The sequence below is a fragment of the Variovorax sp. 54 genome (assembly GCF_002754375.1).
Lineage (GTDB): Bacteria > Pseudomonadota > Gammaproteobacteria > Burkholderiales > Burkholderiaceae_C > Variovorax.
Genome location: NZ_PEFF01000001.1, coordinates 3,872,630 through 3,898,017 on the forward strand (window position 1 = coordinate 3,872,630; position 25,388 = coordinate 3,898,017).

The following is a 25,388-nucleotide window of genomic DNA, read 5'->3' on the forward strand; positions in this document are numbered from 1 at the left end:
CGGCATCACTGACAAGTCGCTGAAGATCTCAAGCACCGGAGCTCTCATGGCCCAATCGTCCGCGTACAGTTACACCGAACGCAAGCGCATCCGAAAAAGTTTCGGTAACCGCGACAGCGTCGTCGAAATCCCTTACCTGCTGCAGATGCAGAAAGACGCGTACACCGCGTTCCTGCAAGCCGGCATCGCTCCCAAACAACGCACCGTCGAAGGCCTGCAGGCCGCATTCGACGCCGCCTTCCCGATCGTCTCGCACAACGGTTTCGTCGAGATGAAGTTCCTCGAGTACAACCTGGCGAAGCCGGCGTTCGATGTGCGTGAGTGCCAGACCCGCGGTCTGACCTTCGCCTCGGCCGTGCGCGCCAAGGTGCAGCTCATCATCTATGACCGCGAGTCGTCGACCTCGCAGTCGAAGGTGGTCAAGGAAGTGAAGGAACAAGAGGTCTACATGGGCGAAGTGCCGCTCATGACCGACAAGGGTTCGTTCATCATCAACGGCACCGAGCGCGTGATCGTCTCGCAGCTGCACCGTTCGCCCGGCGTGTTCTTCGAACACGACAAGGGCAAGACGCACAGCTCGGGCAAGCTGCTGTTCTCGGCCCGCGTGATTCCTTACCGCGGTTCGTGGCTCGACTTCGAGTTCGACCCGAAGGACATGCTGTACTTCCGCGTGGACCGTCGCCGCAAGATGCCGGTCACGATCCTGCTGAAGGCCATCGGCCTGAACCCGGAATCGATCCTCGCGAACTTCTTCGTGAACGACAACTTCCGCCTGATGGACAGCGGCGCGCAGATGGAGTTCGTCTCCGAGCGCCTGCGCGGCGAAGTCGCGCGCTTCGACATCACCGACAAGTCGGGCAAGGTCGTGGTCGCCAAGGACAAGCGCGTCACCGCGCGCCACACGCGTGAGCTCGAGCAGGGCGGCACCACGCACATCAGCGTGCCGGAAGACTTCCTGATCGGCCGCGTGATCGCCCGCAACATCGTCGACGCCGACTCCGGCGAAATCCTGGCCAAGGCCAACGACGAGCTGACCGAAGCGCTGCTGAAGAAGCTGCGCACGGCCGGCGTGCAGGACATCCAGGTCATCTACACGAACGAACTGGACCAGGGCGCGTACATCTCGCAAACGCTGCGCATCGACGAAACCGTCGACGAGTTCGCAGCGCGCGTGGCCATCTACCGCATGATGCGCCCCGGCGAGCCGCCGACCGAAGACGCCGTGCAGGCCCTGTTCCAGCGCCTGTTCTACAACCCGGACACGTACGACCTGTCGCGCGTGGGCCGCATGAAGTTCAACGCCAAGGTCGGCCGCGACGAATCGACCGGCCCGATGGTGCTGACCAACGAAGACATCCTGGCCGTGGTCAAGATCCTCGTGGACCTGCGCAACGGCAACGGCGAAGTCGACGACATCGACCACCTGGGCAACCGCCGCGTGCGTTGCGTCGGTGAACTGGCCGAAAACCAGTACCGCACCGGCCTGGCACGTATCGAGAAGGCCGTGAAGGAGCGTCTGGGTCAGGCCGAGCAAGAGCCGCTGATGCCGCACGACCTGATCAACAGCAAGCCGATCTCGGCCGCGCTGAAGGAATTCTTCGGTGCATCGCAGCTGTCGCAGTTCATGGACCAGACGAACCCGCTGTCCGAAATCACCCACAAGCGCCGCGTGTCGGCCCTTGGCCCGGGCGGTCTGACGCGTGAACGTGCAGGCTTCGAAGTGCGCGACGTGCACGTGACCCATTACGGCCGCGTGTGCCCGATCGAAACGCCTGAAGGCCCGAACATCGGTCTGATCAACTCGCTGGCCCTGTACGCCCGCCTGAACGAATACGGCTTCATCGAGACGCCGTACCGTCGCGTGGTCGACAGCAAGGTCACGATGGACATCGACTACCTGTCGGCCATCGAAGAAGGCAAGTACGTCATCGCCCAGGCCAATGCGGTCCTGGACAAGGACGGCACGCTGACCGGCGACCTGGTCTCCGCGCGTGAAGCCGGCGAATCGATCCTGGTCGGTGCCGAGCGCATCCAGTACATGGACGTGTCGCCCGCGCAGATCGTGTCGGTGGCTGCCTCGCTCGTGCCGTTCCTGGAGCACGACGATGCGAACCGCGCGCTGATGGGCGCCAACATGCAGCGTCAGGCCGTGCCTGTGCTGCGTCCCGAAAAGCCGATGGTCGGTACCGGCATCGAGCGCGTTTCCGCGGTCGACTCGGGCACCGTGGTCACGGCCACCCGTGGCGGTATCGTCGACTACGTCGATGCGACCCGTGTCGTGGTGCGCGTGAACGACGCCGAAGCGGCAGCCGGTGAAGTCGGTGTGGACATCTACAACCTGATCAAGTATCAGCGTTCGAACCAGAACACCAACATCCACCAGCGTCCGATCGTCAAGCGCGGCGACAAGATCGCCAAGGGCGACGTGGTGGCTGACGGCGCATCGACCGACCTCGGCGAACTGGCTCTCGGCCAGAACATGCTGATCGCGTTCATGCCCTGGAACGGCTACAACTTCGAAGACTCGATCCTGATCTCGGAACGCGTCGTTGCCGAAGACCGCTACACCTCGATCCACATCGAGGAACTGGTGGTGATGGCCCGCGACACGAAGCTGGGCGCCGAAGAAATCACGCGCGACATCCCGAACCTGGCCGAGCAGCAGCTCAACCGCCTCGACGAATCCGGCATCATTTATGTCGGCGCCGAAGTGCAGCCGGGCGACACGCTGGTGGGCAAGGTCACGCCGAAGGGCGAGACCACGCTGACGCCTGAAGAGAAGCTGCTTCGCGCCATCTTCGGCGAGAAGGCTTCCGACGTGAAGGACACCTCGCTGCGTGTGGACCAGGGCTCGCAAGGCACCGTGATCGACGTGCAGGTGTTCACCCGCGAAGGCATCCAGCGCGACAAGCGCGCCCAGCAGATCATCGACGATGAGCTGAAGCGCTTCCGCCTCGACCTGAACGACCAGCTGCGCATCGTCGAAGCCGACGCGTTCGACCGTATCGAGAAGCTCCTGACCGGCAAGGTCGCCAACGGCGGCCCGAACAAGCTGGCCAAGGGCACCAAGCTCGACAAGGCCTACCTGTCGTCGGTCGAGAAGTTCCACTGGTTCGACATCCGCCCGGCGGAAGACGAAGTGGCAACGCAGCTCGAGTCGATCAAGAACTCGCTCGAGCAGACGCGCCACAGCTTCGACCTCGCGTTCGAAGAAAAGCGCAAGAAGCTCACGCAAGGCGACGAGCTGCCCGCGGGCGTGCTCAAGATGGTCAAGGTCTACCTGGCCGTCAAGCGCCGCCTGCAACCCGGCGACAAGATGGCCGGCCGTCACGGCAACAAGGGTGTGGTGTCCAAGATCGTTCCGGTCGAAGACATGCCCCACATGGCCGACGGCACGCCGTGCGACATCTGCCTGAACCCGCTGGGCGTGCCTTCGCGGATGAACGTGGGCCAGGTGCTTGAAGTGCACTTGGGCTGGGCCGGCAAGGGCATCGGCCAGCGCATCGGTGACATGCTGCAGCAAGAGGCCAAGGTGGCCGAGCTGCGCAAGTTCCTGGAGCAGCTGTACAACGGCTCGGGCCGCAAGGAAGAGCTCGACCAGCTGAGCGACACCGAGCTGCTCTCCATGGCCGCCAACCTGCAAAGCGGCGCGACCTTCGCGACGCCGGTGTTCGACGGCGCCTCGGAAGAAGAAATCCGCGGCATGCTGAAGCTCGCCTACCCGGACGACATCGCCAAGCTCAAGGGCCTGACCGATACGCGCACGCAGGCTTACCTGTACGACGGCCGCACCGGCGACCAGTTCGAGCGTCCCGTCACCGTCGGCTACATGCACTTCTTGAAGCTGCACCACTTGGTGGACGACAAGATGCACGCCCGTTCGACCGGCCCGTACTCGCTCGTCACGCAGCAACCGCTGGGCGGCAAGGCGCAGTTCGGCGGCCAGCGTTTCGGTGAAATGGAAGTGTGGGCGCTGGAAGCTTACGGCGCCGCCTACGTCCTGCAGGAAATGCTGACCGTGAAGTCCGACGACGTGCAAGGCCGTACCAAGGTGTACGAAAGCATCGTCAAGGGCGAGCACTCGATCGAAGCCGGCATGCCGGAATCGTTCAACGTGCTGGTCAAGGAAATTCGTTCGCTGGGTCTCGACATCGAGCTCGAGCGTTCCTAAGTTGAAAAGGGAAAGAGTCTTATGAAATCGCTACTCGACCTGTTCAAGCAATTCACGCCCGATGAGCATTTCGATGCCATCAAGATCGGCATGGCTTCGCCCGAGAAGATCCGTTCGTGGTCTTTCGGCGAGGTGAAGAAGCCTGAGACGATCAACTACCGCACGTTCAAGCCCGAGCGCGACGGCCTGTTCTGCGCCAAGATCTTCGGCCCTATCAAGGACTACGAGTGCCTGTGCGGCAAGTACAAGCGCCTGAAGCACCGCGGCGTGATCTGCGAGAAGTGCGGCGTTGAAGTCACGCAGACCAAGGTGCGTCGCGAGCGCATGGGTCACATCGACCTGGCCGCGCCTTGCGCCCACATCTGGTTCCTGAAGTCGCTGCCGTCGCGTCTGGGCCTCGTGCTCGACATGACGCTGCGCGACATCGAACGCGTGCTGTACTTCGAAGCGTACGTGATCACCGACCCCGGCATGACCCCGCTGAAGAAGTTCGGCATCATGTCCGAGGACGACTACGACGCCAAGCGCAAGGAATACGGTGACGAGTTCATCGCCAAGATGGGCGCCGAAGGCATCAAGGACCTGCTCGAAGGCATCGAACTCGACAGCGAGATCGAACGCCTGCGCGGCGACCTGACCGGCTCCGAAGTCAAGGTCAAGAAGAACTCCAAGCGCCTGAAGGTGCTGGAAGCCTTCCGCAAGTCGGGCATCAAGCCCAACTGGATGGTGCTCGAAGTGCTGCCCGTGCTGCCGCCGGACCTGCGTCCGCTGGTGCCGCTGGACGGCGGCCGCTTTGCGACCTCCGACCTGAACGACCTGTATCGCCGCGTCATCAACCGCAATTCGCGTCTGCGCCGCCTGCTGGAGCTGAAGGCTCCGGAAATCATCGCGCGCAACGAAAAGCGGATGCTGCAAGAGGCGGTCGACTCGCTGCTGGACAACGGTCGTCGCGGCAAGGCCATGACGGGCGCCAACAAGCGCGCACTGAAGTCGCTGGCCGACATGATCAAGGGCAAGAGCGGTCGTTTCCGCCAGAACTTGCTGGGCAAGCGCGTGGACTACTCAGGCCGTTCGGTCATCGTGGTGGGCCCGACGCTCAAGCTGCACCAGTGCGGCCTGCCCAAGCTGATGGCGCTCGAGCTGTTCAAGCCCTTCATCTTCTCGCGCCTCGAAGCCATGGGCATCGCGACCACGATCAAGGCTGCCAAGAAGGAAGTCGAATCGGGCACGCCGGTGGTCTGGGACATCCTGGAAGAAGTGATCAAGGAACACCCGGTCATGCTGAACCGTGCGCCTACGCTGCACCGTTTGGGCATCCAGGCGTTCGAGCCGATCCTGATCGAAGGCAAGGCCATCCAGCTGCACCCGCTCGTTTGCGCGGCCTTCAACGCCGACTTCGACGGCGACCAGATGGCTGTCCACGTGCCGCTGTCGGTGGAAGCACAGATGGAAGCCCGCACGCTGATGCTGGCCTCCAACAACGTGCTGTTCCCAGCCTCGGGCGAACCGTCGATCGTTCCTTCGCAGGACGTGGTGCTGGGTCTGTACTACACGACCCGCGACCGCATCAATGCCAAGGGCGAGGGCCTGATCTTCTCCGACATCGGTGAAGTGCAGCGCGCGCTCGACGCCAATGTGGTCGAGCTGACCGCCAAGGTGGCGGTGCGTATCACGGAGTACACCAAGGACAAGGAAACCGGCGTGTTCACGCCGTCGACCTCGCTCGTGGACACCACCGTGGGCCGTGCCCTGCTGTCCGAGATCCTGCCGAAGGGCCTGCCGTTCTCGAACATCAACAAGGCGCTGAAGAAGAAGGAAATCTCCAAGCTCATCAACGTCTCGTTCCGCAAGTGCGGCCTGAAAGAGACCGTCGTGTTCGCCGACAAGCTGCTGCAAAACGGCTTCCGTCTGGCGACCAAGGCCGGCATCTCGATCGCGATCGACGACATGCTGGTGCCCGCTGAAAAGCACGGCATCATCGAGCGCTCGGCCAAGGAAGTGAAGGAGATCGAACAGCAGTACGTCTCCGGTCTCGTGACCTCCGGCGAGCGCTACAACAAGGTGGTGGACATCTGGGGCAAGGCCGGCGACGAAGTGTCGAAGGTCATGATGGCCAAGCTCTCCAAGCAGCGCGTCATCGATCGCCACGGCAAGGAAGTCGAGCAGGAGTCGTTCAACTCCATCTACATGATGGCCGACTCCGGCGCCCGCGGTTCCGCAGCGCAGATTCGCCAGGTGGCCGGTATGCGGGGCCTGATGGCCAAGCCGGACGGCTCGATCATCGAGACGCCCATTACCGCGAACTTCCGCGAAGGCCTGAACGTGTTGGAGTACTTCATCTCCACCCACGGTGCCCGTAAGGGTCTGGCCGACACGGCGCTGAAGACGGCGAACTCGGGTTACCTGACCCGCCGTCTGGTCGACGTGACGCAAGACTTGGTCGTGACCGAGCAGGACTGCGGCACGCACGGCGGTTACCTGATGCGCGCCATCGTCGAAGGCGGTGAAGTGATCGAGTCGCTGCGCGACCGTATCCTCGGCCGTTCGGCTGCGGACGACGTGCTGCACCCGGAAAACCGTTCGGTGCTGCTGAAGGCCGGCGAGATGTTCGACGAAGACAACATCGAAGTCCTGGAAGCCCAGGGCGTCGACGAAGTCAAGGTCCGCACCGCGCTGACCTGCGAAACGCGTTTCGGCATCTGCGCGACCTGCTACGGTCGCGACCTGGGCCGCGGCGGCCTGATCAACATCGGCGAAGCCGTCGGTGTGATCGCTGCCCAGTCCATCGGCGAACCCGGCACGCAGCTGACGATGCGTACCTTCCACATCGGTGGTGCCGCTTCGCGCGCTGCCATCGCCTCGAGCGTGGAAGCCAAGTCGAACGGCTCGATCGGCTTCAACGCCACGATGCGCTACGTGACCAACAGCAAGAGCGAGCTGGTCGTGATTTCGCGTTCGGGCGAGATCGTCATCCATGACGAGCACGGCCGTGAGCGCGAGCGTCACAAGGTGCCGTACGGCGCGATCCTGGCGGTCAAGGCCGACCAGCAGATCAAGGCCGGCCACGTGCTCGCCAACTGGGACCCGCTGACCCGCCCGATCATTACCGAGTTCGCCGGCAAGGCGCAGTTCGAGAACGTCGAGGAAGGCCTGACGGTCGCCAAACAGGTGGACGAAGTGACCGGTCTGTCGACCCTGGTCGTGATCGACCCGAAGCGCCGCGGCGCTGCCAAGGTCGTGCGTCCGCAGGTCAAGCTGATCGACGCCCAAGGCCTGGAAGTGAAGATCCCCGGCACCGATCACTCGGTGACGATCGGCTTCCCGATCGGCTCGCTGGTTCAGATCCGCGACGGCCAGGACGTGGGCCCCGGCGAAGTGCTGGCACGCATCCCGGTCGAAGGTCAGAAGACCCGAGACATCACCGGCGGTCTGCCGCGCGTGGCCGAGCTGTTCGAAGCCCGTTCGCCGAAGGACAAGGGCATGCTGGCCGAAATGACCGGTACCGTGTCGTTCGGTAAGGAAACGAAGGGCAAGATTCGCCTGCAGATCACCGATCCCGAAGGCGGCGTCTACGAAGACCTCGTGCCGAAGGAAAAGAACATCCTGGTGCACGAAGGCCAGGTGGTGAACAAGGGCGAAAGCGTGGTCGACGGTCCGGCAGACCCGCAGGACATCCTGCGCCTGCTGGGTTCGGAAGAACTCGCGCGCTACATCGTGGACGAAGTGCAGGACGTGTACCGTTTGCAGGGTGTGAAGATCAACGACAAGCACATCGAGGTGATCGTTCGCCAGATGCTGCGCCGCGTCGTGGTCGACAACATCGGCGACACGAGCTACATCTCCGGCGAACAGGTCGAACGCAGCGAAATGCTCAACACCAACGACGCCCTGCGCGCCGACGGCAAGATCCCCGCGACGTTCACCAACCTGCTGCTGGGTATCACGAAGGCGTCGCTGTCGACCGACTCGTTCATCTCGGCCGCTTCGTTCCAGGAAACGACGCGCGTGCTGACCGAAGCCGCGATCATGGGCAAGCGCGACGAGCTGCGCGGCCTGAAGGAAAACGTCATCGTCGGTCGCCTGATTCCCGCAGGCACCGGCATGGCGTACCACCAGGCCCGCAAGGTCAAGGACGCCATGGACGAAGCCGAGCGCCGCGCCATCGCCGAGTCGGAAGCTGCCGATCTGGCCGGCTCGAGCGACAGCGATGCGACGACCAGCACGGTGGACGCCAACGAAGGCGCCGCGACCGAATAACTGGTTAGCATGACCGGTTGCCCACGCCCCCCGACCGCTCTGGTCGGGGGGCGTTTTTCTTTGTGTTTCCTGGGTTCCGACCGATGACCAAGAGGTTCTGTTTCCGATGAGCGTCCTGCCCGATTCGCTGGCCGGATGGCTCGTTGTCGCGCTGCTGCTGTTCTGGTTCGTGGGCGCGTACAACCGGCTGGTGCGTCTGCGCGCCGCCGTGCTGCAGGCCTACGCCGTGCTCGACGTGGCGCTGCGCAAGCAGCTCGATTTCGTTCAGGCCAGCATCACCGCCGCGCCCCGGCCCGAGACGCCGCCCGAGGGCGCGCCCACCGTCGCGCCGCTGCAGGCGGCCACGACGCAGCTCGCGACCCTGCTCGGTGCGACGCGGGTGCGCCCGCTCGACCCGGGCAGCATGGCGGCGCTGGCCACTGCGCTGCAGGTGCTCATCGCCGCATGGCGGCGCCAGTACCCGGGCGCGGTCACCGTGTTCGACGCGGACGGCACGCTGTCGCGGCCCGCGCCGCTGATGCCCGGCCTGGGCGGCGCATCCGATCCGGCCGCCCCCATCGCCTGGCCCGAGCCGTCGGCGGCAGCGGAAATCGCGCGCGGCCAGTTCAACCAGGCCGTGGCGCAGTACAACGCCGGTATCGCCCAGTTCCCGGCGCTGCTGGTGGCCTGGATCGTGCGGCTGCGGCCTGCGGCGCCCTTGCTCTGACCTGCCTCGACCTGACGACAGGCGGGTAACGCCTTCGTTTCCATTCCCACCGCGTGGCGTGCTGTCTTTCTCGCCCGTTACCATCGGCTCCAACTTGCCAGCAGATCTTTCCTCCGACCCCTCTTCGGGCAGCGCCTCCTCGGCGCCGCAACAACCGCCGCTCTGGCGCCAACTGCAACTGACCGCAGGGGCGCTGGCGTCGATTCGCGCCGGCACCTCGGGCACCGTCGCGTTCGAGGCCGTCGAGCCTGCGCTGCGCCCCGGCGTGCAGGCCCTGGGCTTCCAGGTGCTGCGCTGGCTCGGCCGCGCCGAAGCACTGCGCCGCCACCTCGCCAAACGCACGCCGCCGCCGTTGCCCGATGCCTTGCTGTGCACCGCGCTCGCGCTGGCCTGGCACAGCGACCACGCCCCCTATGAACCCTTCACGCTGGTCGACCAGGCCGTGGAAGCCGCCAAGCGCAACCCCGCGACGCGGGCGCAGGCCAGTTTCATCAACGCCTGCCTGCGCCGCTTCCTGCGTGAGCGCGACGAGCTCGTGGCCGCCACCGACAGCGAACCGGTCGCGCAGTGGAACCACCCGCGCTGGTGGATCGAACGCCTCAAGCGCGACCATCCGCGCGACTGGCAGCGCGTGCTGTCGGCCGACAACGCGCAGGCGCCGATGACCTTGCGCGTCAACGCGTTGCAATCGACGCCGGCGGCGTACCTGCTGGAGCTGGAGGCCGTGGGCCTTGGCGCTATGCGCGTCGGCGCCGATGGCCTGCAGCTCACGCGGGCCCGGCCCGTGCAGCAGCTCCCCGGTTTCGCCGATGGCGCCTGCTCCGTGCAGGACGCCGCCGCGCAGCTCGCGGCCCCCTTGCTGCTCGACGGCCTGCTGCCGGCCAAACCCGGCAGCGCACCGCTGCGCGTGCTGGACGCCTGCGCCGCTCCCGGCGGCAAGACCGCGCACCTGATCGAACGGGCCGGCGCCGACGCCATCGAGGTGACCGCGCTGGAGGTCGATGGCGTGCGCAGCCGCCGCATCGACGAGACGCTCGCCCGCCTCGGCCTGAAAGCCAAGGTCGTGGTGGCCGATGCCGGCCGCCCCGCCGACTGGTGGGACGGCGCCCTGTTCGACGCCATCCTGCTGGACGCGCCGTGCACGGCTTCGGGCATCGTGCGGCGCCATCCCGACGTGCGCTGGCTGCGCCGCGAGAGCGACACCGCCCAGCTGGCGACCCAGCAGGCGACGCTGCTGGCCGCGCTCTGGCCGCTCGTGCGGCCCGGCGGCCGGCTGCTTTACTGCACCTGTTCCGTGTTCCGCGAAGAAGGCTCGCAACAAATTGATGCGTTTCTTGTACGCAACACCGACGCCCGATTGCTGCCGTCCCCGGGACACTTGCTGCCTCAAAGTGGGGCGAATGCCCGTGGCGTCCCGGACAATCCCTCTGGTGACCACGACGGCTTCTTCTACGCCCTGCTTGAAAAACCCGCGCCGCACTGACGGCCGCCGGTCGATCCTGCTGGCCGGCCTGTGGCTGGTCTGGGCCCTGTGGATGGCCCTGTTCCCGGCCGCCGCCACCGCCCAGGCCCGCGCCGGCGGTGCCACCATCACCCAGATGCGCCTGGAGCAGGCCGACGATGGCGTCTATCTCAGCGCGGCCGTGCAGTTCGAGCTGCCCACCCTGGTGGAAGACGTGCTCGACAAGGGCATCGCCATCTACTTCGTGGCCGAGGCCGAGGTCTTCCAGGAACGCTGGTACTGGACCGACCGCAAGGTCGCCCAGGTGGCGCGCCACATGCGGCTGGCCTACCAGCCTCTCACGCGCCGCTGGCGGCTGAATGTGTCGCCGGTGCCGATCACCGCCGCCGCCGGCCTCGGCATCTCGCTGAACCAGAATTTCGACAGCCTCGCCGATGCGCTCGAAGCCATCAAGCGCGTTGGCCGGCTGCGGCTGGGCGACGCCGCCGAGATCGGCGACGAGCCGCTGCACCAGGTCACGTTCCGCTTCCGGCTCGACACCTCGCAACTGCCGCGTCCTTTCCAGATCGGCATGGTCGGGCAGGCCGAATGGAACATCGCCGCCGAGCGCACCGCCCGGCTGCCGCTGGAGAAGCAGCGGTGAGCACCAAGCCGCGCAGCGGCGCCGCGGCCACGCCTGCCGCCCGCCGCTCGCGCGCGTTGCGCTGGGCCGTGGGCGTCGGCGCCGCGATGGTCACGGCCATCGGCCTGGTGCTGATCTTCCTGCTGGCCCAGGCCACCAACAACCGTGCGCTGTACGAGCGCTACTACGTGCGCCTGTTCGGCATCAACGTGGTGGTGGCCGTGCTGCTGGTGCTGGTGATCGGCTGGGTCGCGTTCCGCCTGTTGCGGCGGCTGCGGCAGGGCAAGTTCGGCAGCCGGCTGCTGATCAAGCTCGCGGCCATCTTCGCGCTCGTGGGGGTGGTGCCGGGGGCGCTGGTCTATGTGGTGTCCTACCAGTTCGTCGCGCGCTCGATCGAGAGCTGGTTCGACGTCAAGGTGGAAGGTGCGCTCGATGCCGGCCTGAACCTGGGCCGCGCCACGCTCGATTCGCTCTCTGACGACCTCGCCGCGAAAACCCGCACCGCCAGCGCGCAGCTGGCGCAGGTGCCCGATGCGAGCGCGGGGCTGCTGCTGGAGCGCATCCGCGACCAGCTCGAAGCCACCGACGTGATCCTCTGGACCGGCTCGGGCCAGCTGGTGGCCAGCGCCGGCGCGTCGCGCTTCCAGCTCAACCCCGAGCGGCCGACCGCGCAGCAGTTCCGCCAGGTGCGGCCTGACCGCGCCGTCGCGCACGTCGAGGGCCTGGAAGAAACCGCCTTGCCCAGCGCCACGCCGCCGAGCGCCAGCGTGCGCGCGCTCGCCATGGTGCAGCGACCGGGCTTCGACTTCGACACCGCGCCGCGCTACCTGCAGGTCACGCGGCCGCTGCCGCCGGCCGTGGTCGCCAACGCGCTGGCCGTGCAGGAAGCCAACCGCGAGTACCAGGAGCGGGCCCTCGCGCGCGAGGGGCTGCGCCGCATGTACATCGGCACGCTCACGCTGAGCCTGTTCTTGGCCGTGTTCGGCGCGGTGCTGCTGGCCGTGCTGTTCGGCAACCAGCTGGCGCGGCCGCTGCTCGTGCTGGCCGACGGCGTGCGCCAGGTGGCCGCCGGCGACCTGCGGCCCACCGCCGTGCTGCAGGGCAAGGACGAGCTGGGCGGCCTCACGCGCTCGTTCGCCGTCATGACGCAGCAGCTGGCCGACGCCCGCGGCGCGGTCGAGAAGACCATGGACCAGCTCGACGCAGCCCGCGACAACCTGCAGACCATTCTGGACAACCTGACCTCGGGCGTCATCGTGCTCGACGCCAAGGGCACCGTGCTGTCCACCAACCCGGGCGCCACCCGCGTGCTGCGCGCGCCGCTCGCCGCCTACGAAGGGCAGGCGCTGGTCAATGTGCCGGGCCTGGCCGACTTCGGTGCCAAGGTGCAGCAGCAGTTCGACGAGTTCTTGGTCGAGCGCATGCAGCACGGCCTGGACCACTGGCAGCACGCCTTCGAGCTGCACGCCACAGGCAACGACATGCCGCAGCAGGACGACGCCATCAACATCGTCGCGCGGGGCGCCGAGCTGCCGGGCGATGCGCGGCTGCTGGTGTTCGACGACATCTCCGAAATCGTCTCGGCCCAGCGCGCGCAGGCCTGGGGCGAGGTGGCGCGCCGGCTCGCGCACGAGATCAAGAATCCGCTCACGCCGATCCAGCTGTCGGCCGAGCGGCTGGAGATGAAGCTCTCGGGCAAGGTGGCGCCGCCCGAGCAGGCCATCCTGGTGAAGTCGGTCAAGACCATCGTCGACCAGGTCGACGCGATGAAGCGGCTGGTGAACGAATTCCGCGACTACGCACGGCTGCCTGCGGCCGACCTCAAGCCGGTCGACCTCAATGCGCTGCTGGCCGACGTGCTGCAGCTGTACCACGCCGAGAACCTGCCCATCACGCTGCGTTCGGAGCTCGACGAGCGCTGCCCGCCCGTGCGCGGCGACGAACAGCAGATCCGCCAGGTCGTGCACAACCTGCTGCAGAACGCACAGGACGCCGCCGAGGCCGCCGCCAGCGGCACGGGTCGGGTGGGCGAGGTCGTCATTCGCACCCGGCTGGGCGATTCGGGCCAGCGCGTGCGCCTTACCGTGCAGGACAGCGGGCCCGGCTTTGCCGAAAATATTCTCAAGCGCGCCTTCGAGCCCTACGTCACGACGAAAACAAAAGGTACCGGTTTGGGCCTGGCCGTCGTCAAGAAGATCGCCGACGAACACGGTGCGCGCATCGAGCTTTCCAACCGTGTCGTCGACGGGGCTGTGGCCGGCGCGCAAGTCTCGCTATCATTCGCGCTGGCAGGCGAACCGCGAGCAGCGGTCGCTCACACCGAAGATTCGAAGTCTTCGTCCGCCTGAGTACCGGTGAATCCAGCGCACGCGGCTGGATCGGGAGCGGATCAATACACACAGCGCATACAACAAGCAGCACTCATGGCAAACATTCTCGTGGTCGATGACGAGCTGGGCATCAGGGACCTGCTCTTCGAAATTCTCAATGACGAAGGCCACAACGTGGAGCTCGCGGAAAACGCCGCCGAAGCCCGCGCGGCCCGACAACGCGCCCGGCCCGATCTCGTGCTGCTCGACATCTGGATGCCGGACACCGACGGCGTCACGCTGCTCAAGGAGTGGTCCACCGCGGGCCTGCTGAGCATGCCCGTCATCATGATGAGCGGGCACGCCACCATCGACACCGCGGTCGATGCCACGCGCATCGGCGCCTTCGCGTTCCTCGAAAAACCCATCACGCTGCAGAAGCTGCTCAAGGCGGTGGAGCAGGGGCTGGCGCGCGAGAACGCCCGCCGCACCGCCGCCGGCGTGGTGCCGCCACCCACCGGCGCTCACCAGGCCGCCGCCATCACCACCACGGGCGACAGCCTGCTGATGGCGTCGCTGGCGGCGGTGCCGGTGGCCGATGCGGGCCCCCAGTCGACCCAGAGCTTCGACCTCGACCGCCCGCTGCGCGATGCGCGCGATGGTTTCGAGAAGGCGTATTTCGAGTTCCACCTCGCGATGGAGAACGGTTCGATGACCCGCGTCGCCGAGAAAACCGGCCTCGAGCGCACCCATCTTTATAGAAAACTCAAACAACTTGGCGTGGACCTTTCGCGGGGCCGCAGAAGCGCTGTATAATTTGAGGCTGCACACCAAGGCCCGGTAGCTCAGTTGGTAGAGCAGCGGATTGAAAATCCGCGTGTCGGTGGTTCGATTCCGCCCCAGGCCACCAAATTCAGCAAAAGCCCAACCTTCCGAGGTTGGGCTTTTTGCTTTCTGGCATCAGCCCCGGGAATTTCTTCCCGTGACGTGGCGCGATCTGCGTCGATGCCGATGAAGTCGTCTTCCGCATCGACAGGGTGGATCCAGCTCGTCGAGCTTGACCTGATGAACTGCGGCGCCGTCGCCGTTCTGCATGTTCCGGGTATGTCCTCCCGTCAGTGCGAGACGAGCGCGATCGTCGCGTCGTCCCGTGCACCGTCGAAATACCGTGCCAGCACGTCGCCGAACACGGATGCTTCGGGCACCGCGATCTCGAACAGCGTCATGCAGGAGCGCAGCTTCAGGTCGTCCGGTGCGCCGAAGACCTGGTGGATGTCGGTGCCGGCGGGCAGATCGCGCACCAGCTCTGCGCAGTGGTGCAGCCGCTTGCCCAGCACGGGGTGCTGCCAGTACGCCGTTGCCTCGGCGGCACCGTCCAGACCGAAAAACTGGGCGGTCGCGCTGCGGCCCAGTGCCTTCAATTGCGGAAAGACGAACCACATCCAGTGCGTGCGCTTGCGTCCCGCCGTGAGTTCCGCGCAGACCTGTGCGTAGACAGGGTCTTGCGCCGTGACGAAGCGTTCGAGGTGCCAGTCGATGGTCATGTGTTTCAAGCGCCCGGTGTGGTTGCAGCTGCCCGATCATGCTGCAGCCGGGGTGGCAACCGAGGGTCGAGCCAGTCCATGCGCCACGCCATCAGCAGCACTGCGCCGACCACGCAGGTGACGGCCAGCGCGCCCGCCAGGCCGTGCCGCTGGCGGTACGGATCGGGCGCGATGCGCTTGGCGCCCGGCGGCACGCGCGCCGTCTGCGACAGCATGCCGCCCAGACGCACGTTGACCTTCATGCGGCCGTTGATGGCCCAGCCGCTCGCGTCGAGGATCGGGCCCAGGCTGCGCTGACGCAGCTTGAGCCACGCGATCAGCATGCTCGGCCCCGAGATCGCGATCACGATGCCGACGAGCGCCACCGGAATCCACTGCCCCAGGTCGACGAATTTGCCGAAGATGCCGACCAGCACCGCGCTGATGCTGCCGAGCGCCACGCCGATGGCCGCGACGGTGCCCACGTCGATGCGGCTGCCAGGGGGCAGGATCGGCCCCGGCTTGGCCGGCGTCTTCGCCGACGCGCTGGCGTCGGCCGGTGCGTCCGCCGTGGCGACTTTGCCGGCCAGCGTTTGCAGCGCGGCTTGCGAGCCGGCCTCGCTGGCCGCTGCACGCTTCGCCACCTGCTCCTCGATCAGTCGCACGAACTTCTTGTACGGCGCGAAGAAGGCCTGTGCGACGCTGGTGGGGTTCTCGATCAGCTTGGTGATGGTGGCGTCCCAGTCGCGGCCCTGGCGGTCGTAGAACACGCCGTTGCGCCCGACGAAGAGGAAGTCGACATCGCCCGCAGTGAAGGCAGCGACGATGCTCATCTTTTCTCCCTGGCGCGTGCAGTCGCAGTACGCGAGGCAGGTCTTCGCCAGGCCCGCCAGCGTGGCGTGGCGCGCGGTGTCCTGCACCTGCACCGTGAGCTCGCAGCTGCGCCCGTCGAGGTAGAGGGTGCCGGCCTGGAAGATCGCGTCTTCGCGCCGATAGAACGCCTTGAACGACACGAAGTTGTGCAGCAGCACGCGCAGGTCGCGCTGCAACCGCAGCAGTTTCTCGAGGTCGGTCAGCAAGCGGTTGTGGTGCTCGGCGGCTTCGTCTTCGGCGATGAGTGCGAGCAGCGCATCGCGTGTGGCAAGCAGCGCGTCGATGCGCTCGCGCGGCAGGCCGGCGAGCGCGTTGTCGGGCCGCGCGGCGATCCATGCCTCGCACGGTGCGAGCTGGAGGCGCAGCGATTGCCACTGCGCCTCCTCCAGCGCGTCGCGTTCGCCGAGCAACGGCACCACGGTGTCGCGCGCGAACGTGGCCATCGCATCGGCCCAGGCGGGGTTGAGGCACGCGCCGTGCAGTGGCAATGCGCGACGCGGGGTCACGGGCGCCAGCGGCAGTTCGGCGATTGGCTGCGCGTTCGCGTCGAGCGTGTGCCCGGCGAGCGCGTCGTAGGCTTCGGGCGAAGGGTTGAGCGCCGCCACGGCCTGCACGTCGTAGGCGGCCACGCGGCAGCGCGCGAAGAAATCGTCGACCTTGGGAACGACCGCGCGCAAGGCCTCGGCCGCCGCCAGCGTGCGCGCGCCCAGCGGCGGCAGCGCCTCTTCGTCGCCCTGCGCATACCAGTCGCGCATTGCCAGCGCGTCGGCCATGAAGGCTCCGGCGCGGGCGCGATCGAGGCCGGGCTTGTTCTGATGGCGATCGGGTGTGCTGCCGTGGGTGCGGATCGCTTCCTCGATGACCGCGCGCAGCGCGTCGTCGTCGTCCGCGGTGTCGGGCGTGACCACGCCGTCGCCGTTGAAGCGCATCGACGCCAGCCACTCGCCGCGGTCGGCGATGTCGGCGAGCGTCAGCGTGTGCGTGTCCTGCTTGCCGAGCAGGTCGAGGATGCGCCGGCCTTCCTTCGCAAGGTCGGCACCCGGCGCGCACGTGGGGTCGAGGTCGTCCAGCGACAGCGTGCCGCTGCCTGCGAGCAGCACATCGGCGCTGCGCAGCCGTTCGCACGCCCATTGGCAGGCCGCGATGACCTCGGGCGGACGCACGCGGCCGTCGCTGTCGGTGTCGATGAGGTCGAGCGTGCGCGCATCGAAGTCGATGCCACGCGTGGGGCAGGCGAGCGCGACCCAGAGCTTCTGGTCGAGTTCGGCGATGCGCGCAATGTCCTCGCCGTTGCGGAACACCACCTGGTCCACGCCGCCCGCGCGAAGAAACTGCCAGCGGTGTGGCGAGCGAGGTGGAGTGGGGTGGCCGGGCGTGCCGGCGGGAACGGGGGCGGTGGCGGTCGTCAACGGACTGAATCCCTTCTGATGAGTGGGCGGCGCACGCGTCACCAACGCGAGCGGGCTGCGTATCGGCCCGTGGGGGCAGGCGGTGGTGTCGAATCTTGCACCGTTTGCAAGCAACGAGGTCGAGCTCGACCCCAAGGGGCTGCCGATGAGCGTCGAGCTGAAATCGAGCACACAGCGTGTCGCCCCCACGGCAGGCGCCGTGGTCAAGCTGAAGTTCGAGACCTCGGGCGGCGGGCGCTCGGTGCTAGTGCGTGTGACCCTGGCCGACGGCACGCCGGTGCCGTTCGGTGCGCGAGTGACCGACGCGGACGGGCAAGAGGTCGGTACGGTGGGGCAGGACGGGCGGCTTCTGCTGCGCAGTGTGATGGGCGATGCCATGCGCTACGAGTTGGCATGGGGTGAAGGAGGCGACCAGCGCTGCAGGTTGCCGCTCGTGCTGCATGACACCCCAGCCGATGATTCCGTCCCCGGCCGTTCCTCGCCATGGCGAGTAATCGATGCCCGATGTGTGATGTGAGTGCCGAACATGGCATCCGAGCATTCAAGGAAAAGGGAGACCCGTGCGATGAACTGCAACCCGTGGCCATCGAAGCCTCTTGACAGGATTGCGGGCCGGTTGTTCGCCGGTCTGGCGTTGTTACTTTTCCTGTGGTGGCCGGCTTCTGCTGATGCACAGCCGAAGTGCGAGTTGACGACGACCGCCTTCAAGTACATGTACCAACCGTCCTACTTGCTCGCACCTCGCGATCTGCCGATCGGTGGTGCGCTTTCGGCCTGGTCGGCGCCGCCCACAGGGGATCATGTCTATCGATGCACCGGGACTGGTGCCTTTGGCTTGGCGATGAAGGTGACGGGGCTGTCGACCGCGGGTATGCAGACAACGGGGTCCGCGGGGGGCATGGTCACTGTTTTCAACACCAGCCTGCCTGGGGTTGGCGTTGCATTCGAGGGGCGTATCGAAGCGGGGAGTTGCAGGCTGACCAACGTGGACCTTGGTGGCCCTGGTGCGTCGTCAGGATCGGCTATCCCGAAATGGACCGCTACGGATGGTCAATGGCTTGAATGTACGAGCGCTGTTCAGGCGACCGAAGCCAACCCGGTTTTTCTGAGGGCTTCTGCTTGGATGCGCTACATCAAGACGGGCCCCACCAGTGCCGGACTGGCGACCTTCGACCAGCCGCTTATCGAGTTGCGCCACAGTATCAATGGCGTCATGACTCGTGCCAACTGGGGATACACGGCCTGGCCGTTGAATGTTCAAGGCCCCCCGACCTGCACGACGCAGGACCTGACCGTGGCGATGGGCACGCACAAGAGTTCGGCATTCACGGGCATCGGCACGACATCGGCGCCCGCGAAGATGTTCACCGTCTCCGTGGCTTGCCCTCCCGACATGCGCGGCAACATCGCGGGCGTCGGTGCTAGCTTGGTGAAGATCGGCTATAGGTTCTCCGCGCCCGCTGGCCTGGCCGTGCCTGCCCAGGGCGTGATCGTGCTGTCTTCCGGCTCAACGGCAACGGGCATCGGGCTGCAGTTGAAAGATGCCGCCGCTGTCCCGCTGCAGTTCGAAACGCTCTACCCACTCACGGGCTACGACTACAAAAACGGCACCAACTTTGCGATCGTGTTGCAAGCGGCCTACTACCAGACCAGCGCCACCGTCGGGCCCGGCACCGCGAATGCCGTGGTGACCTTCACGTTGAACTATCAATAGGCAGGAGCAGGCAGACGGGCAGGCCGCCTGCCTTCTTCATGCGCCCAAGCGCACCGATCTTCCCGCCTGTCGCTTTCGGGTCTCGGCATGAGTGAATGCACCGAGACAAACGTCATGTCCCGCGCGTAATATGCTCTCGCCGCCTTGTCAAAGGCGCCCTTGAATGTGTCGCCTCGGCGGCGGATGGTAGGGAAGGGGAAGAACATGAAACGACGTGCGCGCTCTTTTCGTCAGCTTGCCACCATGGCTTGCTTTCCTTTGATTGGCGGGCTGGCGCTTGGCAGCCACGCCGGCGACGGCGTCATTCATTTCGTCGGCGCCATCGTCGCCGCGCCCTATGAGATTGCCCCGGCCCCACCTCCTGCGCGGATGAAGGTGGCATCGGCACGCGGACGCCAAGCCGAACTGGTCTTTGTCCGAGAGGCCGTGGACCGCCCCAGTGCCAGGGTGAAGGTCGAAACGGTCCACACACAGGCGGTATCGGCGCGCTTCATGGACAGCCAGGGGCGGGCGCGAGCCATCGATCCCGCGCAATGGCATGTGATCGGCCAGCACGGCGGCACGCTGTCGCTGAGGACATCTGCAGCACCGCCGGCCGGCGGCCCGTCGGCTGCGCTGGTGACCGTCGCCTACGACTGAAGGTACAGCCCGGCGTTGGCGCGAAAGGTGCCCGCTGCGGCCATCGCGCCGACGCCAATGCCTTCCATCTCGAAGCGCGAGATCGGCAGCGTTTGGCTCCGGCTGTGGCGCATGGCCGCCTGCAGGCGGAACGCCTTGGGCGTCATGCCCTTGAGCTTCAGGAAGCGTCGGTTGAAGTTCGCGATGTTGTTGAACCCCGCGGCGTAGCAGATGCTCGAGATCTGCTGGTCGCTCTCCATGAGCAACTGGCAGGCCTTGCCGACGCGCAGCCGGTTCACGAAATCGGTGAACGCGACATCCGTGGACTGGCTGAACAGGCGGGAGAAGCTGCTCTGGCTGATGCGTGCGTGTTCACAGACGCTCGCAACTGACAGCGGTTGATCCAGGTGCAGCCGGATGTAGGTGACGGCCTTGCCGATCGCCTCGACGATCTCCGCATTGCCCTTGATCGGCAACCATCCCGAAGAGAGCACGCGGTGGTTCTTGCATCGCGCGAGCCGGTTCAGCAAGCGCAGGAACTCGGCAAAGCGCTCCGGCCCCTCGCTGCCTTGGAGGCGGTCGAAGTGCTCACGCACGCTGTCGCTGATGCCGAAGAACTCGACGCCATGACGCGCCTTCTCCAGCAATGGCGCGGCTTCCTGGAGTTCGTTGAACACCTCCATGCCCTTGCGCAGCGGCGCGTCCGAGAACTGAAGCGCCATGCTGCGTAGTTCCACGCCCTCGGACGGGAGGTTGTGCGAGACCCAGTTGTGCGGCAACCGCGGGCCGGTGAGCACCAGGTGGCCGGGCTCGAAGCGCCCGACGTGGTCGCCGACGAAGGCCCAGCCTCGGGTGTCCGCGATCAGGTGCAGTTCGTATTCGTCGTGGCAGTGCCAGCGCTCCAGCGGCGACGGGCTGCCGTGCTGCAAGCAGTGCAGGAAGCCGCGCTGGCCCGAAGGTGCAGGGCCGCTTTGCGATGCACGCATGAAGCTGTGCTCGATTTCCGGTGCGGGGTTGCGGCGCACGCCCTGCGGCATTGCGTTTCTCATTGCAAACGCGGTGCCGCAGCACGCCGTGCAGTCTTCGTCTCCAGTCCAGGCATCGGACGCTCCTCCTTCGCATGTCTTGTGTCGGGCGGCAGGTCCTCGGCATCGCGGGGCGAGCAGGGGACCTTCAAGACGCTATTGGGGCGGAGCTTCGTAAATAAAAAGTAAACAATTAAAAGAGATGACGAAACACTCGCAATGCAAACAAATGTGGGCGCGCGCGTGCGGGCCCACGTCGCGGCAGGCGGCGGCTCGAGTGGCTCTGGCAGTGGCTCAGGCGGAGAGAGCGGCGGGGGACGGCGAGTCGGCGCTGTGTGACGCCAGTGCCTGTGCAATGGCCTGCATCAGCTCGCCGTTGAGGAACGGCTTGCGCAGGATGCGCGTGTTCGGCGGCACCGCGTAGCGGCGCGCGAGCAGGTCGGAAGGGAGGCCCGAGATCAGCACCACGGGGATGCGGGGATGAAGGCGATGCACGTCGCGCATCAGCTGCAGGCCGTCGCCGCCCGGCCCCAAGCTGACATCGGACAGCACCAGGTCGAAGGCCTGGGCCTGGAGCGCCGCAGCCGCGTCCGTCGAGGACGCCACCGCCTGCACGCGCGCACCGCGCTCCTTCAGAAATTCGAAGGTGGCGTCGCGCACATCGGCGTCGTCGTCCACCAGCAGCACGCGCATCTGTGCGAGCGACAACGCGGACTGCGGCGGCGCGCACGCAGGCGCGGAATGCGGCGGGGCTTCGGGCAGCGCCAGCGTGAAGCTCGTGCCCTGGCCGACCACGCTCTGCACCCGGATGTCGCCGCCGGATTGCTTGACGAAGCCGTAGACGATGCTCAGGCCGAGTCCGCTGCCCTCATTCCCCTTGGTCGAGAAGAACGGCTCGAAGATGCGTTCCAGCATGTGGGGCGGCATGCCGCTGCCCGTGTCGCTGATGCGGATTTCCACCGTCGCGCGCTCGGGACCGTTGGCCGCCTCCCCCGGCACTGCAGGGCGCAGTGCGCTGTGCAGGGTGAGCACGCCGCCCCGGGGCATGGCGGCACCTCCGTTCAGTGCGAGGTTGAGGATCGCGTTCTCGAGTTGCCCGCCGTCGAGCAGCACATAGGCCCCGTGGGCCTGCAGGTCGAGCTCGACGCGGATGTCCTGCCCCAGCGAGTACGAAATCAGGTCTTGCAGCCCGGTGAGCATCTGGTCGACATCGAGCACTTCGACGCGCAGCGTCTGCCGGCGGGCGAAGGCCAGCAGGCGCGTCGTGAGCACGGCGCCGCGCTCCGAGGCCCGGAACGCGCGGTCCACGATGCGGCGCATGTCGGGCGACAGGTCGTCGCGCGCTTGCAGCAGCTGCAGGTTGCTGAAGACCGCCGCGAGCAGGTTGTTGAAATCGTGCGCAACACCGCCCGTGAGCTGGCCCAGCACTTCCATCTTCTGGGTCTGCCGCACCTGCCGCTCGAGCGCGCGGCTCTCGCTCTGGTCGCTGTACAGCGTGACGAAACCGCCGGTCGGCATGGCGTGGTTGCGCACGGCCAGCACCTGGCCGTTGTCGAGCAGACAGTCTTCGCGCCGCCGCTGCGCATCGGGCGGCCCCAGCAGGTCGACGGCGGGGCGGCCGTCGGCCAGCGGTGGAAGGGCGCCGCGCAGCGCGTCGAGTGTCGCGCCGGTATGCACCGCCTGCGAGGGAAGGCGCAGCAGGGTGGCAAAGCGCGGGTTCCAGGCCACGAGCCGGCCTTCGGCGTCGAACGCGCCCAGGCCGTCGTCGATGCTGTCGAGCACCGTGCGCAGCAGCCGCCGCTGTTCGGAGATGTCAGCGCCCATCCGGCGCATCGACAGTGTGTTCTCGCGGAACACGTTGAACGCGCCGATGAGCGCACCGACCTCGTCATCGCGCTTCGAAACATCGGGCTGCGGGCTCGCGTTGCCGTGCGACAGCTCGGTGATGGCGGAGGTGATGCGCGTCAGGTCGCCCAGCGAATCCCGCAGGCTCCAGAACCCGAGCAGCAGCGCGGCGGCTGCCACCAGCAACGCGAGGGTGACCGCGATCAGTCCGGAGCGGACGATCAGGCCGACCGAATGCTCGCGCGACGACACCTCGGCGCTGAGCATCGTCACATGGCGGTCGACCGAGCGCGTGAGTTCTTCCGACAGCATGCGCGTCGAGGTGAGCAGCAGGGTCTTGCGGTCGCGCAGCGCGAGGTGCTGCCTGCGCAGCGCGAAGATGCTGTCGGCCAGCTCGGCGATCTGTGCGCGGATCGTCCGGTCGATGCGCAAGGCGCTGCCGGATCGCGTGTACGCAAGGTACACGCGCTCGGCCTCGTCCAGGTCGAGCGTGTTGTGGGCGTACAGGGCAACACGCAGCAACTGCAGCGCGTGGTCCGCCGCGTGCCTCGGGCGCTCGGGCATGTCGGCGATGCGCTGCTCCAGCTGGCTCAGCGCATGAATGCGCCCGCGGCCTTCTTCGCGCAGCGCGAGGTCCAGGCGCTTGTATGCGATCAGATCGTCCAGCACCCCCTGCATCGCGTTCAGCACCTTCGGCACGCCGGTGGCCGCTCCGCTGGCCGGAGGCAGCTGCGCGGCGAGGGCGCGCGCTTCGTCTTGTCGTTTCAGCAGTTCGGCCTTCTCCTGGTCGAGCCGTGCCGAGATCGAGACTTCCGCCACGTAGGGCGCGGCCGCCGCAAGGTGCGTGACGCGCTCCGACAGCGCGAGCGACTTCGCCACTGAAGGCAGGATGCGTTCGTCGAAGCCCTGGATCGCGGCCTTGGCGTTGAACAGCGCCACCATGGCCACGGCGGCCAGCACGATCAGTGCGATCGACAGCACACCGAGTGCGAAGGCCCACCGGCTGCGCAGCGTGCACGACCGAAGCCCCCGGGCCGTAGGGAAGGACCGAAGAAGTCTGTGCATGAATTCGGCCTGAACCGCCGCCTCAGCAGCGGACCACGTTCGCGGCAAAGCGATAACCCGCGCCGCGTTCCGTGCAGATGAAACGCGGGTTGTCCGGGTCGTCTTCGATCTTGCGGCGCAGCCGCGACACCAGTACGTCGATCGTGCGGCTCACGGCATCCGACTGGGCGCTGCGTGTCTTGAGCAGCAGCTGCTCGCGGTCGATGACCCGGTTGGCGTGCAGCACGAAGACCTCGAGCAGGGCGAACTCGCCATGGGTCAGGTCGCAGGGCGAGCCGTCGCTGTGCAGCAGCTCGCGGGCGGTGATGTTGAGGGTCCAGTCGCCGAACAGGTAGCGTTCGTGGCTCAGTCGGTCGGCGCGCAGCGAGCGCGGCATGCCGGTGCCGGCCGAGCGGCGCAGCAGCGCACGGATGCGCGCGATGAGCTCGCGGTTGTCGAAGGGCTTGGCGATGAAGTCGTCGACGGCGGTTTCGAGGCCCAGCACGCGATCGGCGGCCGTGCCCTGGCCAGTGAGGATGATGATCGGAATGCGCGAATGCGTGCGCAGCTGGCGCGCGAGCTCGATGCCGTCTTCCTTCTTCAGGCGCAGGTCGATGATCACGAGCGAGAACGCGCGTTGGTCGAGGCGCGCCGCCATGGCCAGCCCGTCCGGCACGGCCTGCGCACGAAAGCCCGATGACTCGAGCAGTTCGACCAGCGTTTCGCAGACCTCGGGGTCGTCGTCGACCACGAGGATTTCGGGTTTCACTACATCAAGCATGGGGATTCCAAAGGGCTGAGCGTTGCGCCCGGCCATTCAGAATTTTTACAGACGTATGCACACCAATTGATACTAAATGGTGATATGCGACGTTTGTTCACGCTATTTTGAGACTTAATTCCATCGCCGATTCACACTTTCTTCGGCGAAGGCTCCGCTCGCGCCGCTGTCAGGGCGCTGGCGGCTCGACCGGCAACGCCCGCTTGTGGGCGCTCTTGCGGTGCGTCGACAGGATCACCGCGCGCGCCGCCGCAGACACGGGCTTGCCTTCCAGGAAGTCGTCGATCTGTTCGTAGCTCACGCCGAAGGCGTCTTCGTCGGGCTTGCCCGGCACCAGCGATTCGAGGTCGGCGGTGGGCACCTTGTAGACCAGCGCATCGGGCGCGCCGAGCAGCTGCGCCACCGCGCGCACGCGGCGCTTGTTGAGGCCGGTGAGCGGCGTCACGTCGGCCGCACCGTCGCCGAACTTGGTGAAGAAGCCCATCAGCGCTTCGGCCGCGTGGTCGGTGCCGATCACGAGGCCGTCGTGCGCGCCGGCCACCGCGAACTGCGCAATCATGCGCTGGCGCGCCTTGATGTTGCCGAGCACGAAGTCTTCGTGCTCCGCGTCGCGAAAGACCTGACCACCGGCGTGCAGCGCGGCCAGCATGGCATCGGCGGTGGGGCGGATGTCCACCGTCAGCAGGCGGTCGGGGCGGATCACCGCCAGTCCCGCCTGCGCCTCGGCCTCGTCGCGCTGCACGCCGTAGGGCAGGCGCATCGCGATGAAGGTGGCGTCGCGGCCTTCGGCGCGCAGCTTCTCGACCGCGCGCTGCGCGAGGCAGCCGGCGGTCAGCGAATCGACACCGCCGCTGATGCCCAGCACCAGCGTCTTCAGGCCGGTGCTGCGCAGGTAGTCCGCAAGGAAGTCGGTGCGCCGCGCGAGTTCGGCGGCGGCATCGAAGGCGGGCGCCACGTGCAGGGCCGCGATGATCTCGCGCTGCGTGGCATCGACGGGGGAGAGGTCTGCACTCATCGGTAGGGCCTGGA

The 25,388-nt window shown here is 66.6% G+C and carries 16 protein-coding genes and 1 tRNA gene; 11 read left to right on the forward strand and 6 right to left on the reverse strand.

The features are described 5' to 3' along the window. The first annotated feature begins 46 nt into the window (after nucleotides 1–46). The 8 genes from rpoB (at nucleotide 47) to CLU95_RS17970 (ending at nucleotide 14,437) form a co-directional block, all read left to right on the forward strand. Entirely contained in the window at nucleotides 47–4,171 is a 4,125-nt protein-coding gene (rpoB, locus tag CLU95_RS17935; RefSeq protein ID WP_099794855.1) for a DNA-directed RNA polymerase subunit beta, read from the forward strand. A 21-nt stretch (nucleotides 4,172–4,192) separates the two neighbouring features. Continuing rightward, nucleotides 4,193–8,428, forward strand: coding sequence for a DNA-directed RNA polymerase subunit beta' (rpoC, locus tag CLU95_RS17940; RefSeq protein WP_099794856.1), 4,236 nt, complete (start codon nucleotides 4,193–4,195; stop codon nucleotides 8,426–8,428). A 106-nt stretch (nucleotides 8,429–8,534) separates the two neighbouring features. Continuing rightward, nucleotides 8,535–9,134 (forward strand): lema family protein, encoded by a 600-nt coding sequence (locus CLU95_RS17945; RefSeq protein WP_099794857.1) that lies wholly within the window; start codon nucleotides 8,535–8,537, stop codon nucleotides 9,132–9,134. Between the two features lie 94 nt (nucleotides 9,135–9,228). Further along, a complete protein-coding gene (gene rsmB, locus CLU95_RS17950) occupies nucleotides 9,229–10,617 on the forward strand; it encodes a 16S rRNA (cytosine(967)-C(5))-methyltransferase RsmB (RefSeq protein ID WP_099797365.1) in 1,389 nt (462 codons plus the stop codon). After that, the gene (locus tag CLU95_RS17955; RefSeq protein ID WP_373669182.1) at nucleotides 10,595–11,239 is read left to right on the forward strand and encodes a DUF4390 domain-containing protein; all 645 of its coding nucleotides are present in this window, start codon (nucleotides 10,595–10,597) and stop codon (nucleotides 11,237–11,239) included. Before rsmB ends, CLU95_RS17955 begins: the two co-directional genes overlap by 23 nt. After that, complete coding sequence (locus CLU95_RS17960) at nucleotides 11,236–13,566, forward strand: sensor histidine kinase (protein WP_099794859.1); 2,331 nt, start codon at nucleotides 11,236–11,238, stop codon at nucleotides 13,564–13,566. The genes CLU95_RS17955 and CLU95_RS17960 overlap by 4 nt, the downstream gene beginning before the upstream one ends. 75 nt (nucleotides 13,567–13,641) lie before the next feature. After that, nucleotides 13,642–14,343, forward strand: coding sequence for a response regulator (locus CLU95_RS17965; protein ID WP_099794860.1), 702 nt, complete (start codon nucleotides 13,642–13,644; stop codon nucleotides 14,341–14,343). An 18-nt stretch (nucleotides 14,344–14,361) separates the two neighbouring features. After that, nucleotides 14,362–14,437 (forward strand) — tRNA-Phe (locus tag CLU95_RS17970). Between the two features lie 205 nt (nucleotides 14,438–14,642). On the opposite strand, the gene CLU95_RS17975 is transcribed toward CLU95_RS17970, so the two are convergent. Then, the gene (locus CLU95_RS17975) at nucleotides 14,643–15,071 is read right to left on the reverse strand and encodes a DUF1810 domain-containing protein (RefSeq protein WP_099794861.1); all 429 of its coding nucleotides are present in this window, start codon (nucleotides 15,069–15,071) and stop codon (nucleotides 14,643–14,645) included. Between the two features lie 5 nt (nucleotides 15,072–15,076). After that, the gene (locus CLU95_RS17980; RefSeq protein WP_099794862.1) at nucleotides 15,077–17,332 is read right to left on the reverse strand and encodes a hypothetical protein; all 2,256 of its coding nucleotides are present in this window, start codon (nucleotides 17,330–17,332) and stop codon (nucleotides 15,077–15,079) included. A 22-nt stretch (nucleotides 17,333–17,354) separates the two neighbouring features. Between CLU95_RS17980 and CLU95_RS17985 the strand changes: the two genes are divergently transcribed. The 3 genes from CLU95_RS17985 (at nucleotide 17,355) to CLU95_RS17995 (ending at nucleotide 19,685) form a co-directional block, all read left to right on the forward strand. Further along, nucleotides 17,355–17,849, forward strand: a complete 495-nt coding sequence (locus tag CLU95_RS17985; protein ID WP_099794863.1) for a FimD/PapC C-terminal domain-containing protein — start codon at nucleotides 17,355–17,357, stop codon at nucleotides 17,847–17,849. 48 nt (nucleotides 17,850–17,897) lie between these two features. Further along, on the forward strand, nucleotides 17,898–19,046 hold the full coding sequence (locus tag CLU95_RS17990) for a fimbrial protein (protein WP_180288632.1): 1,149 nt from the start codon (nucleotides 17,898–17,900) through the stop codon (nucleotides 19,044–19,046). 204 nt (nucleotides 19,047–19,250) lie between these two features. Next, entirely contained in the window at nucleotides 19,251–19,685 is a 435-nt protein-coding gene (locus tag CLU95_RS17995) for a hypothetical protein (protein ID WP_143606012.1), read from the forward strand. On the opposite strand, the gene CLU95_RS18000 is transcribed toward CLU95_RS17995, so the two are convergent. The 4 genes from CLU95_RS18000 to nadE form a co-directional block, all read right to left on the reverse strand. Next, a complete protein-coding gene (locus CLU95_RS18000; protein WP_257214657.1) occupies nucleotides 19,676–20,713 on the reverse strand; it encodes an AraC family transcriptional regulator in 1,038 nt (345 codons plus the stop codon). The genes CLU95_RS17995 and CLU95_RS18000 overlap by 10 nt on opposite strands. Before the next feature lie 270 nt (nucleotides 20,714–20,983). Next, complete coding sequence (locus CLU95_RS18005) at nucleotides 20,984–23,599, reverse strand: ATP-binding protein (RefSeq protein WP_099794867.1); 2,616 nt, start codon at nucleotides 23,597–23,599, stop codon at nucleotides 20,984–20,986. Nucleotides 23,600–23,621: 22 nt separating this feature from the next. Beyond that, the gene (locus CLU95_RS18010) at nucleotides 23,622–24,359 is read right to left on the reverse strand and encodes a response regulator (RefSeq protein ID WP_099794868.1); all 738 of its coding nucleotides are present in this window, start codon (nucleotides 24,357–24,359) and stop codon (nucleotides 23,622–23,624) included. 169 nt (nucleotides 24,360–24,528) lie between these two features. Further along, the gene (gene nadE, locus CLU95_RS18015; RefSeq protein WP_099794869.1) at nucleotides 24,529–25,374 is read right to left on the reverse strand and encodes an ammonia-dependent NAD(+) synthetase; all 846 of its coding nucleotides are present in this window, start codon (nucleotides 25,372–25,374) and stop codon (nucleotides 24,529–24,531) included. Between the last annotated feature and the right edge of the window lie 14 nt (nucleotides 25,375–25,388).

What these genes read in the sequence shown, in the direction of transcription:
- CLU95_RS18000 (WP_257214657.1), bottom strand. Translation starts at nt 20,713, where the DNA reads ATGAGAAACGCAATGCCGCAGGGCGTGCGCCGCAACCCCGCACCGGAA.
- CLU95_RS17995 (WP_143606012.1), top strand. Translation starts at nt 19,251, where the DNA reads ATGAAACGACGTGCGCGCTCTTTTCGTCAGCTTGCCACCATGGCTTGC.
- rpoB (WP_099794855.1), top strand. Translation starts at nt 47, where the DNA reads ATGGCCCAATCGTCCGCGTACAGTTACACCGAACGCAAGCGCATCCGA.
- CLU95_RS17945 (WP_099794857.1), top strand. Translation starts at nt 8,535, where the DNA reads ATGAGCGTCCTGCCCGATTCGCTGGCCGGATGGCTCGTTGTCGCGCTG.
- CLU95_RS17990 (WP_180288632.1), top strand. Translation starts at nt 17,898, where the DNA reads ATGAACTGCAACCCGTGGCCATCGAAGCCTCTTGACAGGATTGCGGGC.
- CLU95_RS17975 (WP_099794861.1), bottom strand. Translation starts at nt 15,071, where the DNA reads ATGACCATCGACTGGCACCTCGAACGCTTCGTCACGGCGCAAGACCCT.
- nadE (WP_099794869.1), bottom strand. Translation starts at nt 25,374, where the DNA reads ATGAGTGCAGACCTCTCCCCCGTCGATGCCACGCAGCGCGAGATCATC.
- CLU95_RS17965 (WP_099794860.1), top strand. Translation starts at nt 13,642, where the DNA reads ATGGCAAACATTCTCGTGGTCGATGACGAGCTGGGCATCAGGGACCTG.
- rpoC (WP_099794856.1), top strand. Translation starts at nt 4,193, where the DNA reads ATGAAATCGCTACTCGACCTGTTCAAGCAATTCACGCCCGATGAGCAT.
- CLU95_RS18005 (WP_099794867.1), bottom strand. Translation starts at nt 23,599, where the DNA reads ATGCACAGACTTCTTCGGTCCTTCCCTACGGCCCGGGGGCTTCGGTCG.
- CLU95_RS18010 (WP_099794868.1), bottom strand. Translation starts at nt 24,359, where the DNA reads ATGCTTGATGTAGTGAAACCCGAAATCCTCGTGGTCGACGACGACCCC.